This window comes from Streptomyces gobiensis (assembly GCF_021216675.1).
Taxonomy (GTDB): Bacteria; Actinomycetota; Actinomycetes; order Streptomycetales; family Streptomycetaceae; genus Streptomyces; species Streptomyces gobiensis.
The window spans coordinates 744,040-758,649 of record NZ_CP086120.1; the positions used below are offsets into that span (position 1 = coordinate 744,040).

At 69.2% G+C, this 14,610-nt stretch carries 13 protein-coding genes; all 13 read right to left on the reverse strand.

Features of this window, described 5'->3' with window-relative positions; translation table 11 throughout:
- Positions 1-85: 85 nt before the first annotated feature.
- The gene (locus test1122_RS03440) at positions 86-1,177 is read right to left on the reverse strand and encodes a DivIVA domain-containing protein (protein ID WP_232267668.1); all 1,092 of its coding nucleotides are present in this window, start codon (positions 1,175-1,177) and stop codon (positions 86-88) included.
- A 49-nt stretch (positions 1,178-1,226) separates the two neighbouring features.
- The gene (locus test1122_RS03445; protein WP_232267669.1) at positions 1,227-1,511 is read right to left on the reverse strand and encodes a YggT family protein; all 285 of its coding nucleotides are present in this window, start codon (positions 1,509-1,511) and stop codon (positions 1,227-1,229) included.
- Between the two features lie 66 nt (positions 1,512-1,577).
- Positions 1,578-2,201: a cell division protein SepF gene (locus test1122_RS03450; protein WP_232267670.1), complete on the reverse strand. Its 624-nt coding sequence runs from the start codon at positions 2,199-2,201 to the stop codon at positions 1,578-1,580.
- Positions 2,202-2,324: 123 nt separating this feature from the next.
- On the reverse strand, positions 2,325-3,044 hold the full coding sequence (locus test1122_RS03455; RefSeq protein WP_232267671.1) for a YggS family pyridoxal phosphate-dependent enzyme: 720 nt from the start codon (positions 3,042-3,044) through the stop codon (positions 2,325-2,327).
- Positions 3,041-3,754: a peptidoglycan editing factor PgeF gene (gene pgeF, locus test1122_RS03460; protein ID WP_422396917.1), complete on the reverse strand. Its 714-nt coding sequence runs from the start codon at positions 3,752-3,754 to the stop codon at positions 3,041-3,043. The genes test1122_RS03455 and pgeF overlap by 4 nt, the downstream gene beginning before the upstream one ends.
- Positions 3,755-3,797: 43 nt before the next feature.
- A complete protein-coding gene (gene ftsZ / locus test1122_RS03465) occupies positions 3,798-5,045 on the reverse strand; it encodes a cell division protein FtsZ (RefSeq protein WP_232267673.1) in 1,248 nt (415 codons plus the stop codon).
- Positions 5,046-5,544: 499 nt separating this feature from the next.
- A complete protein-coding gene (locus test1122_RS03470; RefSeq protein ID WP_232271742.1) occupies positions 5,545-6,315 on the reverse strand; it encodes a cell division protein FtsQ/DivIB in 771 nt (256 codons plus the stop codon).
- 64 nt (positions 6,316-6,379) lie between these two features.
- Positions 6,380-7,474 carry an undecaprenyldiphospho-muramoylpentapeptide beta-N-acetylglucosaminyltransferase gene (gene murG, locus test1122_RS03475; protein WP_232267674.1) on the reverse strand — a complete coding sequence of 365 codons (1,095 nt, stop codon included), beginning with the start codon at positions 7,472-7,474 and terminating at the stop codon, positions 6,380-6,382.
- Between the two features lie 6 nt (positions 7,475-7,480).
- Complete coding sequence (gene ftsW, locus test1122_RS03480; protein ID WP_232267675.1) at positions 7,481-8,779, reverse strand: putative lipid II flippase FtsW; 1,299 nt, start codon at positions 8,777-8,779, stop codon at positions 7,481-7,483.
- A gap of 220 nt (positions 8,780-8,999) precedes the next feature.
- Entirely contained in the window at positions 9,000-10,436 is a 1,437-nt protein-coding gene (gene murD / locus test1122_RS03485; protein WP_232267676.1) for a UDP-N-acetylmuramoyl-L-alanine--D-glutamate ligase, read from the reverse strand.
- Positions 10,433-11,491: a phospho-N-acetylmuramoyl-pentapeptide-transferase gene (gene mraY, locus test1122_RS03490; RefSeq protein ID WP_232267677.1), complete on the reverse strand. Its 1,059-nt coding sequence runs from the start codon at positions 11,489-11,491 to the stop codon at positions 10,433-10,435. The genes murD and mraY overlap by 4 nt, the downstream gene beginning before the upstream one ends.
- Entirely contained in the window at positions 11,488-12,912 is a 1,425-nt protein-coding gene (locus test1122_RS03495; RefSeq protein WP_232267678.1) for a UDP-N-acetylmuramoyl-tripeptide--D-alanyl-D-alanine ligase, read from the reverse strand. Before test1122_RS03495 ends, mraY begins: the two co-directional genes overlap by 4 nt.
- Positions 12,909-14,597: a UDP-N-acetylmuramoyl-L-alanyl-D-glutamate--2,6-diaminopimelate ligase gene (locus test1122_RS03500; RefSeq protein ID WP_422396918.1), complete on the reverse strand. Its 1,689-nt coding sequence runs from the start codon at positions 14,595-14,597 to the stop codon at positions 12,909-12,911. Before test1122_RS03500 ends, test1122_RS03495 begins: the two co-directional genes overlap by 4 nt.
- Between the last annotated feature and the right edge of the window lie 13 nt (positions 14,598-14,610).

The window sequence follows — 14,610 nt, forward strand, 5'->3', positions numbered from 1 at the left end:
GTGCACCGTCAAAGGGCCGGGCCCCCGTTCGGGGGCCCGGCCCTTTGCGATATGCCGGTTGTGCCGTCCTAGCGGACGGCGGCGCTCAGTTGTCGTCCTCGTCGATGAGGAAGCCACGCATAGGCGACGGCGCCGCCTGCTGCATCGGCTGCGGACCCTGCGGCCGGACCGGAGCCATGGGCTGGGTCATGGCCGGGGACATCTGCTGCTGACCGCCGTACGTCTGCTGACCGCCACCCTGACTGTGGCCACCGTGGCTGTTCGGACCGCCGCCCATCGACTGGTTGCCGCCCATGGACTGGTGGCCGCCCATGGTGCCACCACCGCCGGGGGCACCGGCCGACGCCATCGAGGGGGACGGCGGCAGTGAGGCGGTCGCCGGGGTCCGCGGCGGGGCGAGGGAGTCGTCGGACTGGTTCTCCAGCTGGCGCAGCTGGCTCTCCAGGTACGACTTCAGCCGCGTACGGTACTCGCGCTCAAAGCCGCGCAGGTCCTCGACCTTGCGCTCCAGCGTGGCGCGGGCGGACTCCAGGGAGCCCATCGCGACACGGTGCTTTTCCTGCGCGTCCCGCTCCAGCGCGTCCGCCTTGGCACGGGCGTCCCGCTCCAGACCCTCGGCGCGGCTGCGCGCCTCACCGACGATCTTGTTGGCCTCGGAACGGGCCTCAGCGATCGCCTGGTCGGCGGTCTGCTGGGCGAGCGACAGCACACGTGCGGCGCTGTCGTTGTTCTGGCCGCCACCCGGCTGCTGCATCTGCGGGCCGGGACCGCCCATCGGGCCACCGTGGCCCATCGGGCCGGGACCGTGCGGACCGCCCTGCGGGCCGCCGGGACCGGCGGGCAGCTGCGGTGCACCACCGGGCAGCTGGGGCGGACCGCCCATCTGCTGCTGCCCCGGCGGGACCGGCTGCGGTCCGGATATGGCGGCGGGGACGGGCGCCCCCTGAGGACGGTCCTGGGGCTGCTCCTGCTTGCGCATGCCCTGCTGCTGGTTCTGCGCGGCGGCACGGGTGGCCGCCGCCAGCTTGGCGCGCAGGTCTTCGTTCTCCCGGAGCAGACGAGTCAGTTCGGCTTCGACCTCGTCTAGGAAGGCATCGACCTCGTCCTCGTCATAGCCTTCTCGGAGGCGGACGGTCGTGAACTGCTTGTTCCGCACGTCCTCGGGGGTCAGCGGCATCTCTTCACCTCAACGTAGGTCATCGGCATATCGGCAAGACCGTACTCGCTCACAACCTGGCCACGATGCTAATCAGGATGTAAACGATGATCATCAATACGAAGAAGGACAGGTCGAGCGCCACACCCCCGAAGCGCAGCGGCGGGATAAACCGCCGCAGGAGCTTGAGTGGCGGATCAGTGACAGTGTAGGTGGCCTCCAGAACGACCACCATCGCCTTGCCGGGCTGCCATGAGCGGGCGAACATGAAGACGTAGTCCATCACCAGCCGGAAGATCAGCACGCCCAGGAAAACTTGCAGCGCAATGAGGATCACCTGTTGTGCGATGTCCATCCTGCGCTTCCCTCTCCCCTGGGGTCGTGTCCGGCCTGGTGACCGGGGTCCATCCGGTGTTGTGTCTCAGCTCTGGTTGAAGAACCCGCCCTCTGCGATGCGGGCCTTGTCCTCCGCCGTGACATCGACGTTAGCAGGAGACAGCAGAAACACCTTCTGCGTCACCCGCTCAATACTTCCATGCAGCCCGAAGACCAGACCGGCGGCAAAGTCGACAAGTCGCTTTGCGTCGGTATCGTCCATCTCCGTCAGATTCATGATCACCGGAGTGCCCTCACGGAAGTGTTCCCCGATGGTACGGGCTTCGTTGTAGGTCCGGGGGTGGAGTGTGGTGATCCGGTAGGGCTCCCGCTCAGACACGACCTTGGGCATGATCACCGGCGCACTCTTCTCCAGGCTCGGACGGTCAGGTGTGATGGATGACACTGGAGCAATTCTGCCGACTCGCCCGCTTTCGCCAACGAGTGCGGGCGATTGCTCACGCTCTCGCTGAGCCGGTGGATGAACCACCCGGACCGGCTCCTCGCCTTGCACCTCGTGCGAGGGCTGATGTGTCTGATGCCGCCGGCGATCCCGCTCGGGCTCCGGCTCGGGCTCGAATTCGTCATCGGGGTCGTATCCCCTGCCGTCATACCCATCGTCCTCCACGAGGCCGAGGTAGACCGCCATCTTGCGCATCGCGCCGGCCATGCTCCGCATCCTCCGCTCTGTGGTGGATCGGCTCCGTCACCGGTTGCCTAGGATCCACGTGGTCTGTCCGATTTCACCGGAAATGACCATATTTTCTGCTGTGGTCCGACTTGCTTGGCGACGTTACCCGAGCCTAGGACGGACTCCGAGTACCGCAGTGCCGACGCGCACATGTGTCGCACCTGCCGCCACCGCTTCCTCAAGATCCGAACTCATCCCTGCCGAGACCATGTTCGCAGCAGGATCCATTGCCCGCAGGCCGGTTGAGATTTCCATCAAACGCTCGAAGGCCGCCTTCGGCCGCCCGGCGTACGGACCGGACAACGGTGCGACCGTCATCACACCGGACAGCCGGAGCCCCGGTGCGGCGAGGACGGCTTCGGCCAACTCCCCGACGCCGTCCGGGGCTACCCCGCCCCGGCCGCCAGTGCCGCCCGACTCCCGGTCGAGCGCGATCTGAAGCAGACAGCCCAGCTCGCGGCCATGGCGTTCCGCCGCGGCCGACAGCGCGGTCACCAGCCGGATCCGGTCGACCGAGTGCACAAAGTCGGAGTAGCCCGCCACCGAGCGGACCTTGTTGGTCTGCAGCTGGCCAACGAAGTGCCAGGTGAGCGGGGCATCCGCACAGGCTGCCGCCTTGGGCGCGGCATCCTGGTCGCGGTTCTCCGCGACATGCCGCACACCGAGCTCGGCGAGCAGCCGGACATCCTGTGCGGGGTAGGTCTTGGTGACCACGATCAGAGTCACTTCTTCGCGCTTACGCCCCGCGGCGCTACATGCGCGGGCAATGCGCTCCTCCACTTGGGCGAGATTGGCGGCGAGTTCCGCCTTGCGCTCGGTCACGACTCCTCCAGCCACACATAGCTCGCCAGCCGCCCGGTGCTCTTCTCCCGGCGGTACGAGAAATGATCGGCCGACTCCAGCGTGCACACCGTGGACTGTCCGAGGTTGGTGACGCCCAGCCGCTCGAGCTGCGTGCGCACCCCGGCCGCGACATCAACCGCCGGGGTGCCCCAGCTTGTGGTGGCGTACGCCGCCGGTTCCGCGGCGGCCACTTCGGCGCGCATCGATTCCGGAACCTCGTAACAGCGCCCGCAGATGGAGGGGCCGCTCCGCGCGATGATCCGTGCCGGGTCGGCGCCCAGCGCGGTCATGGCCCGGACGGCCGCCGGGACCACCCCGGCCAGGAGCCCCGGGCGTCCGGCGTGCGCGGCGCCCGCTACCCCGACGACCGGATCGGCGAGAAGCACCGGTGTGCAGTCGGCGGTGAGCACGGCGAGCGCGAGCCCCCGGCGCGCGGTCACCACACCGTCGACCGGCGGAGTGTCCCCGGCCTCCCACGGCCCGTCGGCCACGGCCACATCCCGGCCATGCACCTGGTTCATCCAGATCACCCGTCCGGGGTGCAGACCGAGCGCCTTCGCGGCCAGTTCGCGGTTGGTCCGTACGGCCCTGGGGTCGTCGCCCACGGCGCCGCCGAGGTTGAGCTCCTCATACGGAGCGGCGCTCACCCCGCCCCACCGGTCGGTGAAGGCGAAGTGCGCGCCGCTCATGGAGTCGTGCTGCCGTATCACTTCGGCTGTGGCCTGTCCGCGTCTACTTCAGGAAGTCCGGCACATCGAGCTCTTCGGCCTGGCTGTCCTGGTAGGGACGGGCCGGCGGGACCTGCGGAGAGCTCATCGGTGCCGAGGGGACCTCGCTGACCGGGGACGTCTCAACCGGCGGCACCGGGTCGGGCTCCTCCTCCCGCGCCGGAACGGCACCGAGCCCGCCGAAGGCGGGTCGGGTGGCGTCGGCGGTGTCGGCCGGGGCCGCCGGCCGGGAGGATGCCGTACCGGCGGTCTCGTCCTTGCTGCCGTACGAACCGAGCACCTTGTCCCGGTTCTTGGACGGTGGCTGGCCGCCGTCGAACCCGGCCGCGATCACGGTGACCCGGACCTCGTCGCCGAGCGCGTCGTCGATCACCGCGCCAAAGATGATGTTCGCCTCCGGGTGGGCGGCCTCACTCACCAGCTGAGCGGCCTCATTGATCTCGAAGAGACCGAGATCGGAGCCGCCGGAGATGGAGAGCAGCACGCCTCTGGCACCGTCAATGGAGGCTTCCAGCAACGGCGAGGAGATCGCCATCTCGGCCGCGGCCACCGCACGGTCGTCGCCACGCGCCGAGCCGATGCCCATGAGTGCCGAGCCCGCCTCGGACATCACGGACTTGACGTCCGCGAAGTCGAGGTTGATCAGACCGGGGGTGGTGATGAGGTCGGTGATCCCCTGTACGCCGGACAGCAGCACCTGGTCCGCGGACTTGAACGCGTCCAGCACGCTCACCTGGCGGTCCGAGATGGACAGCAGCCGGTCGTTGGGGATGACGATGAGGGTGTCGACCTCATCGCGCAGACCCGCGATGCCGTCCTCCGCCTGGTTGGCACGGCGACGGCCTTCGAAGGTGAACGGGCGGGTGACGACGCCGATGGTCAGGGCGCCGAGCGAGCGAGCGATGTTCGCGACGACGGGCGCGCCGCCGGTGCCGGTGCCGCCGCCCTCGCCCGCGGTCACGAAGACCATGTCGGCCCCCTTGAGGACCTCCTCGATCTCCTCACGGTGGTCTTCGGCGGCCTTGCGGCCGACATCGGGGTTGGCGCCGGCGCCCAAGCCGCGGGTGAGCTCACGGCCGACGTCAAGCTTGACGTCGGCGTCGCTCATCAGCAGGGCCTGCGCATCGGTATTGATCGCGATGAACTCGACGCCCTTGAGACCGACCTCGATCATCCGGTTGATGGCGTTCACGCCACCGCCGCCGATTCCGACGACCTTGATGACTGCGAGGTAGTTCTGCGGTGCTGCCACGTCGAAGGCCTCTCGCCTCGAGTTACGTGTCGCCGCTCCACGGTAGTTGCGGTGCGCCGACCTATGCCGATGGGACGGTCCGAACGCCGACCCGAACCCTAACGGTGAAGTTTAGGGTTACCAGTGTCTGTAGTTCCTTGGAGTCTTCGGAACGGACACTAAGTCGACAAGTGCTGCGCGTTCAACGAACACGCCGAACCTCCCGTTTTTCTTTTCACCCTATGTGATCACGCCCTGTGATAGCCATCCAGGGTGCTGGCCTGTACTGACGTCCGTCAACTGACTTGAGCCACCACACAGAAAACGCCCCGTGGTCGGCCTCCCGGCTGGTGACACGGGTGTTGTCCCCGGAAGACCGCAGCACCCTATGTGATCACGCGCCGTGATAGCGAACCACCTCCCGGATGAAGGTACGGGAGTTATCCCCCACGCGCCGCGGCACTCTGTGCGATCAGCCGTTGCAGTAGCCATCCAGAGTGCTGGCCTGCACATACGTACGTCAACTAGCCGAAGCGGCAGGGGCACTGGGCACGCTGACATCAAAGTGGCCGGCTTCCTTCTCGGCTTTCATCAGCGCGGTCAGTGTCCTGGCCTTCGCCGCACCGTGCTCGCTGCTTCCCCACATCACCGTACGGTTGCCGGAGAGCTCCATGGTGATGGAGTCATAGGAACCGATCCGGACGGTGCGGGTGTCGCGGCGGACAGCTTCGGGAAGGGCGACGGTCGCCTTCACGGCCTCCAGCCGGAGCCGGTCGGCACCAAAGCGCCGGCTGCCCGCCGACTTGTCCACGTCCAAAACGAGCAGGGGTACGCCCTTCGGCCGCTTCGCAACAGTGGCATAGGGCACGCCTTCGACATCCACCTCGATGTACTTTCCGGTGTCGCCGGGCTTTTCCATCAGCGCTTCAGGCGTACGCTCGGTCACCTTCAGCCCCATGCTGTTCGGCCAGTCCCGTACCGCCTCAACCGAGGCGATCCGGCGTAGCGAGGTCTTCAGCCGGTGCTCCACCGCGCCGGTGTCCACAGAGGCGAGCGGAACGCCCATCGGCACCTCGGCGGCGCCGCGCACCTGTTCCTCCGTCAGCACCCGGGTACCGCTGACCGTGACCCGCTCGACGCGCAGCAAGTTGGAGCTGTAGAGCGCCCAGACCGCGAAAGAGCCGAGCACCATGGCCACGATGATCAGGATGAGGAGCGTACGGAGCCGGGGCAGCCGCAGCCGCCGCCCGGCCCGCTGGGCGGGCGGCGGGCCGAAATCTGACCCCGGCATACCGGCGCCGTGGTCCTCGGCGGTGGTCGTCCCTCCGGCTGCGCCGCCCACACTTCCCTGCCTTCTACGCCCGCTGGCGTGCCGCGATCGCTTCGTGGACCATACCGACCAGCAGCTCGTCGGCATCCGGGCGGCCGAATTCGGCCGCCGCGCGCGCCATGTCGTACAGCCGGTGCGGGTCGGTGAGGACCGGCAGGACATTGCCCTGGATCCACTCCGGCGTCAGTTCGGCGTCATCGACGAGCACTCCGCCGCCGGCCTTCACCACTGGCTGGGCGTTGAGCCGCTGTTCGCCGTTGCCGATCGGCAGCGGGACATAGGCGGCCGGCAGCCCGACAGCGGAGAGTTCGGCGACGGTCATCGCACCCGCACGGCAGAGCATCATGTCGGCCGCGGCGTATGCGAGGTCCATCCGGTCCACATACGGTACCGGGAGATAAGGTGGCATTCCAGGCATGTTGTCCGTTTGCGGCAGTTCATTCTTGGGGCCGACCACATGCAGGATCTGGATCCCCGAACGCTGGAGGGTCGGCGCGACGGCCTGGATGACCTCGTTCAGCCGCCGGGCGCCCTGTGAACCGCCCGAGACCAGCAGGGTGGGAAGGTTCTGGTCGAGACCGAAGGCGGCGCGGGCCTCGGACCGTACCGCGTTGCGGTCCAGCGTCGCGATGGAGCGGCGCAGCGGGATGCCGACGTACCGGGCGTGGCGCAGCTTGCTGTCCGGGGTGGAGACGGCCACATGGCGGGTGTACCGGGAGCCGATCTTGTTCGCGAGCCCGGGACGTGCGTTGGCCTCGTGTACCACGATCGGCACTCCGAGCCGCTTGGCGGCGAGGTAGGCGGGCAGCGCCACATAGCCGCCGAAGCCGACCACGCAGTCCGCCTTCGTACGCTCCAGAATCTGCTCGGTGGCCTTGATGGTGCCGCGCAGCCGCCCCGGGACGGTGATCAGTTCGGGGGTGGGCTTACGTGGCAGCGGCACGGCGGGAATCAGCTCCAGCTGATAGCCCCGCTCCGGGACGAGCCGGGTCTCGAGTCCGCGCTCCGTGCCGAGGGCCGTGATCCCCACGGTCGGGTCCTGCCTGCGCAGGGCGTCCGCGAGGGCGAGCGCGGGCTCGATGTGGCCGGCGGTCCCCCCACCGGCGAGTACGACATGCACCGAATTTCACCGCTCTCCGGACGGCCGCCTCTTGACGCGCCGTCTCATCGTCTTCCGTCTCACCCCAGCCAGCTTCTTTCGGACAGCAGGCTGCCGCATGGCCAGTGCCGCTCGTGCGGCGGGGTCGCTGCGCGCGAAAGCGATCAGCAACCCGATGGCGAACATCGTCGGCAGCAGGGCGGACCCTCCGTAGGAGAACAGCGGCAGGGGCACACCGGCGATGGGCAGCAGTCCGAGGACCGCACCGATGTTGATGACCACCTGGGTCATGATCCAGGTCGTCACCCCTCCCGCGGCATACCTCACGAAGGGGTCCTCCGTGCGTCCGGCCACGCGGATACCCGCATAGCCTAGAGCCGCGAAGAGACCAAGGACCGACAGTGTCCCCGCCAGACCGAGTTCCTCACCGGTGATGGCGAAGATGAAGTCCGTATGCGGCTCCGGGAGTTCCCCCCATTTTTCCATACTGGCGCCCAGACCGGATCCGAACCATCCGCCGGAGGCCAGCGCGTAGATCCCGTGCAGCGCCTGCCAGCACTGATCACTGGGGCCCGGGTCGGTGGCACCGAGACAGGCGAGACGGCTCATCCGGTGCGGGCTGGTGGCGATGAGCAGGGCGCCCGCCGCCGCGGCGGCGGCGAGTACGGAGGCGAACAGCCGGGTGGGGGCTCCGGCGAGCCACAGCAGACCGAAGAGGATCGCGGTGAGGATCACCACGGTGCCCATATCGCCACCGAGCATGATCAGCGCAAGCATCACCAGGGCGCCGGGTACGAGCGGCACCAGGAGATGTTTCCACTGCTCCAGCAGCCGTTTGTCGCCCTTCCGGGCCAGCAGGTCGGCACCCCACAGGACGAGGGCCAGCTTGCCGAACTCGCTGGGCTGGAGCAGAAAGGGTCCGCCGACCCGGATCCAGTTGGTGCTGCCGTTGACCTCCACCCCGATGCCGGGCACCTGCACCAGAACGAGCAGGAAGACGGAGACGGCCAGAACCGGGTAGGAGAACGCCCGCAGCAGCTTCACCGGCATCCGGGAGGCGATCAGCAACAGTACGGTGCCGAGCGCCGCGGCGACGAGCTGTTTGCGGAAGTAGTAGGTGGCGGGGAGGTCATAGCGCAGCGCCTGGATCTGGGAGGCGGAGAACACCATCACCAGGCCCAGCAGGGTGATGAGGAGGCTGCCCCCCAGGATGAGGTAGTACGCGGTCAGGGGGCGGTCCCAGGCCCGCCTTGCCTGCGCGTGCAGCCGGCGCACCTGTTCGGCCGGGCCGCGGCGGTGCGGGGTGCGGGTGCGCGGCGCGGTCATCGCGGGGCTCCGGTGGTATGCCCCAATCCCTCCCCCACAGCCCTTCGGGCATGGGCGCGGGCTCGCGGGACGGCCCCGTCGCTGGGCCGGGCCCGCACAACGACCCCGTTCCGGGGAAGCCCCGGGTGGGCACAACGCCGTTCTCGCGGCCTCATGGTGGTCACTCCGTCCCCTCCTGCAACCGCTGCCGCGGTCCCGGTGGGGGCTGCGGGTTACTGGGTTACTGTTCGCTCACGGCCCGGCCGGAGGCCAGACCGTGGACCGCCGTGGCGAAAGCGTCACCGCGCTCGTTGTAGTTGGTGAACATGTCCATCGAAGCGCAGGCCGGTGCCATCAGCACCGTGTCGCCGGGCTGGGCCAGCCGGGCCGCTTCGTGGACTGCCGCTGTCATCGCCCCAGTGTCCGTCCGGTCAAGGTCGACGACCGGGACATCCGGGGCGTGTCGGGCGAGCGCTTCATGGATCAGGTGACGATCGGCGCCGATGAGGACGGCACCACGGAGGCGTTCGGCTGATCGCAGGACCAGCTCATCGAAGGTGGCCCCTTTCGCCAGGCCGCCCGCGATCCATACGATCGAGTCGTATGCCGCCAGGGATGCCTCGGTGGCGTGTGTGTTGGTGGCCTTGGAGTCGTCCACATAGGAGACTCCAGCCACATCCGCCACATGGGCAATGCGGTGAGCGTCCGGCCGGAAGGCCCGCAGCCCCTCCCGGACCGCCTGCGGAGGCACGCCGAAGGCGCGGGCCAGGGCCGCTGCCGCGAGGGCGTTGGCGATGTTGTGCGGGGCGGGCGGGCTGATGTCCGTGACCTCGGCCAGCTCCCGGGCCTGCTGCCGCCGGTTGTCGACGAAGGCCCGGTCCACCAGGATGCCGTCGACGACACCGAACTCGGAGGGGCCCGGGCTGCCCAGGGTGAAGCCGATCGCCCGGCAGCCCTCGGCCACATCGGCCTCCCGGACCAGCACCTCGGTGGCCGGGTCCGCTGTGTTGTAGACGCAGGCGACCTCGTTGCCCTCGTAAATACGGCCCTTGTCGGCGACGTACGCGGCCATCGAGCCATGCCAGTCGAGGTGGTCGGGGGCGAGGTTCAGCACCACCGCGGAGTGGGCCCGCAGGGAGGGCGCCCAGTGCAGCTGGTAGCTGGAGAGTTCGACCGCGAGAACGTCATAGGGCTCGTCCGACAGCACGATGTCGACGATCGGGGTGCCGACGTTGCCCACGGCCGCGGTACGCAGGCCCGCCGCGTCGAGGATCGAGGCGAGCATCCGGACCGTGGTCGTCTTGCCATTGGTGCCGGTGATCGCCAGCCAGGGGGCCGCCCGCGGACCGCGCAGCCGCCAGGCGAGCTCCACATCGCCCCACACCGGGATGTCCGCCTTGGCCGCCGCTGTGAACAGCGGGCTCTGCGGCTGCCAGCCCGGGGAAGTCACGATCAGCTCGGTGCCCTCCGGGAGAGTGTCGCCGTCGGCCAGCCGGACGGCGATGCCTTCCGCGGCCAGCTCGGCGGCGCGTGCCCGGTGCGCATCGCTGTCGCCGCCGTCGACGACGGTGACCCGCGCGCCCAGCCGGGCCAGGGCGCGGGCGGCGCTGATGCCGCTGACGCCCAGCCCGGCGACGGCGATCCGGCGTCCGGAGATCTCCAGGGGCTTCTCGGTCATTTCCGGGCCGCCCATGCGGCGTAGAAGATTCCCACACCAACGATCGCGCACATGCCCTGGATGATCCAGAAGCGGACCACGACCAGCACCTCGCTCCAGCCCTTGAGCTCGAAATGGTGCTGGAGCGGGGCCATCTTGAAGACCCGTTTACCGGTGAGCCGGAACGACCCGACCTGGATCACCACGGACATGGTGATCAGGACGAAGAGGCCGCCGAGGATGGCGAGCAGCAGTTCGGTGCGGGAGAGGATCGCCAGAGCGGCCAGCGCACCGCCCAGCGCGAGCGAGCCGGTGTCCCCCATAAAGATCTTGGCGGGTGAGGTGTTCCACCACAGGAAGCCGAAGCAGGCGCCCATCAGCGCGGCGGCGACCACCGCGAGATCGAGCGGGTCACGCACCTCGAAGCAGCTCCGGACCCCGGTGATGGCGCAGGATTCCTGGTACTGCCAGATACCGATGAACGTGTAGGCGCCGAAGACCATCACGGAGGCGCCGGTGGCCAGACCGTCCAGGCCGTCGGTGAGGTTCACCCCGTTCGACATGGCCAGGATCATGAACAGCGCCCAGATGACGAAGAGCACCGGGCCGATCTGCCAGCCGAAATCCTGGGTGAAGGAGAGCCGGTCGGAGGCCGGGGCGTTGCCGCGCAGATCCTTGAAGTTGAGCGCGAGGACCGCGAAAGCGATACCGACGACCAGCTGGCCGAGCATCTTCGCCTTGGCCCGCAGGCCCAGGCTCCGCTGCTTGACGATCTTGATGTAGTCGTCCAGGAAACCGACCAGGCCCATGCCCGCCATCAGGAAGAGCACCAGCACACCGGAGATGGTCGGATCCTCGCCGGTGAGGAGCTTGGTCAGCGCATAGGCGATGAGGGTCGCCAGGATGAAGGCGATACCGCCCATGGTGGGGGTGCCGCGCTTGCTGTGGTGGTCCCGGGGGCCGTCGTCGCGGATGTACTGCCCGTAGCCCTTGCGGGCCAGAAGTTTGATCAGCAGCGGAGTGCCGACCAAGGTCAGGAAGAGCCCGATAACTCCGGAGAAGAGGATTTGCCTCATCGACCGGCGACCTCGCCATCCGCGTCGGAGAGCAGCGCCTGCGCGAGCTGCTCCAGGCCTACTGAACGGGAAGCCTTCACCAGTACGACATCCCCCGGGCGCAGCTCACTGCGCAACAGGTCGATCGCCGCCCGAGCGTCGGACACGTGCACCGACTCCTCACCCCACGAACCCTCGTTCTTGGCACCCATGTCGAGCCAGGCGGCCTCTCGGCCACCGACCGCCACGAGCTTGCTGACGTTGAGCCGGACGGCGAGCCGCCCGACCGCGTCGTGCTCCGCGAGCGCCGCCTCACCGAGTTCGGCCATCTCACCGAGCACCGCCCACGTGCGACGCCCCTTGCCCATAGCGACGAGTGCGCGCAGCGCAGCCCGCATGGAGTCGGGGTTCGCGTTGTACGCGTCGTTGACGACCGTTACACCGTCGGCGCGCTCGGTGACCTCCATCCGCCACCGGGAGAGCGTGCCCGCGCTGGTGAGCGCCTGTGCGATGTGCTCGGCGGGCATGCCCAGTTCATGGGCGACGGCCGCCGCGGCGAGCGCGTTCGACACGTGGTGCTCACCGTACAGGCGCAAGGTCACATCGCTGCACCCGGAGGGTGTGTGAAGCGTGAAAGATGGCCGACCATCGTCGGTGAGCTGCACGTTTTCGGCTCGTACGGCGGCGTCCCCGGCTTCGCCGAACAGCACGACGCGAGCGCGGGTCCGGGACGCCATGGCGCGGACCAGCGGGTCGTCGGCGTTGAGCACCGCCACCCCGCCCTCGTCCGCGCCCTCTCCTGCCGGGGGGAGGGTCTCCACCAGCTCGCCCTTGGCGTCGGCGATCTGCTCACGGCCACCGAACTCGCCGATGTGCGCGGTGCCGACATTGAGCACGACGCCGATGCGGGGTGGGGTCAGCTCGGTGAGGTAGCGGATATGGCCCTTGCCGCGGGCGCCCATCTCCAGCACCAGATGCCGGGTCCCGGCGTCGGCGCGGAGCGCGGTGAGCGGCAGCCCGATCTCGTTGTTGAACGAGCCGGGCGGCCACACGGTGGGGCCCAGCCGCTCCAGCAGCTGAGCGATGAGGTCCTTGGTGCTGGTCTTGCCCGAGGAGCCGGTGAGCGCGACCACGGCGGTGCCGAGCCTGCCGACGGTATGGCGGGCCAGCGCCCCCAGGGCGGCGACCACATCGTCGACCACGATGGCGGGCACGCCGACCGGACGGGTGGCCAGCACCACGGCGGCGCCCGCGTCGATGGCGCGGCGGGCGAAGTCATGGCCGTCGACGCGCTCTCCGGCGAAGGCGGCGAAGAGGCTGCCCGGTACGGCTTCCCGGGAGTCGATCACAACGGGGCCGGTGACCTGGACCCGTGGATCCGGTATGTCGTGCGGCTGTCCGGAGACAATGGCGGCGATCTCGGCGAGGGAGAGAGGGATCATTGGCTCTGCCGCTCCTCGATGGCCTCACGCAGCACCTGGCGGTCATCGAAGGGGCGGACCACACCAGCGATGTCCTGGCCCTGTTCATGGCCCTTGCCCGCGACGATGACGGTGTCACCGGGTTCGGCACGGGCCACGGCGGCGGCGATGGCCGCGGCCCGGTCCTCTTCGAGGAGTACGGTGCCGCGCTCATGGGAGGGCACCTCGGCGGCGCCCGCGAGCATGGCCGCGAGGATCGCCAGGGGGTCCTCGGTGCGGGGATTGTCGGAGGTCAGCACGGCGGTGTCGGCGAGCCGGGCCAGCGCCGCACCCATCGAGCCGCGCTTGTGCGGGTCGCGGTCGCCACCGCAGCCGAGTACGGCGTGCACCTTGCCGTCGGTGACCTTGCGGACGGCGCGCAGGACCGATTCGACGGCGTCCGGTTTATGGGCGTAGTCCACCACGGCGAGATACGGCTGACCCGCGTCAACCCGCTCCAGCCGGCCCGGTACACCGGGGACGGCGGCCACTCCGTCGGCGGCGGTCTGGGCGTCGATCCCGGCCACGACCAGGGCGGTGACGGCCGCGAGCGCGTTGGAGACATTGAACGGGCCGGGCAGCGGGGCCGCTGCCCGTACGGACACCCCTTCGGGTCCGACAGCGGTGAAGACCGAGCCGAGCTGGCCCACCTCCACATCCTCGGCCCGCCAGTCGGCGTCCGGGTGGCCTTCGGCGGAGAAGGTGGTGACCGGGTAGCCCTCGACCGTGGCCTCCTGAGCCAGCCGCTGGCCGAATTCATCATCGAGGTTGACGACTCCGGCGCGGGAGCGGCCCTTGGTGAACAGCTGCGCCTTCGCCCGGAAGTAGTCATCCATATCCGGGTGGAAGTCCAGGTGCTCGGGGCTGAGGTTGTTGAAGACGGCGACGTCGAAGACACAGCCGTCGACGCGGCCCAGCACCAGCGCGTGGCTGGAGACCTCCATGGCGACGGAGGTGACGCCCCGCTCGCGCATCACGGCGAACAGCGCCTGGAGCTCGGTGGCCTCGGGTGTGGTCCGCTCGGACTTGATCCGCTCATCGCCGATCCGGGTCTCCACGGTGCCGATGAGACCGGTGAGCTGGCCCTCCTTGGCGGCAGCACGCAGCCCGCCCTCGACCAGATAGGCCGTGGTGGTCTTGCCGGAGGTGCCGGTGATGCCGATCTGCAGCAGGTCCCGGCCCGGCTCGCCGTAGATCGTGGCGGCGAGTGCTCCCATCCGGGCGCGCGGGTCGGGCACCGTGAGAACGGGCAGCCCGGTGGCGGCGGCGCGCTCGGTGCCCGCGGGGTCGGTGAGCACCGCGGCGGCGCCCAGCGACTCGGCCTGGGTGGCGAAGTCGGCCCCGTGGAAGCGGGCTCCGGGCAGGGCCGCGTAGATATCGCCGGGGCGCACCGCCCGGGAGTCATGGGTGATGCCGGTGATGGCGGCGGCGCCGGCGTCTGAGGGTGCTGACGCGGGGGGCGCCCAGTCGTCGAGGCCCAGCGCCTGGGCCAGCTCCGCCAGCGGCACGGGGCGTACCTCAGCGGGGCGGGGCGGCGAGGATGGGGTCTGATCAGCTTGTGGCACGGCGGTGAGATTACCGGGCGGGCCCGGCGCACCGCGAAGCGAGGGGCGCGCTGGGCGCGGGGAGCCGGGGCGGTTCCGCATATCGTCAGTGATCGTTCTCACGTGTGGTTCCCGG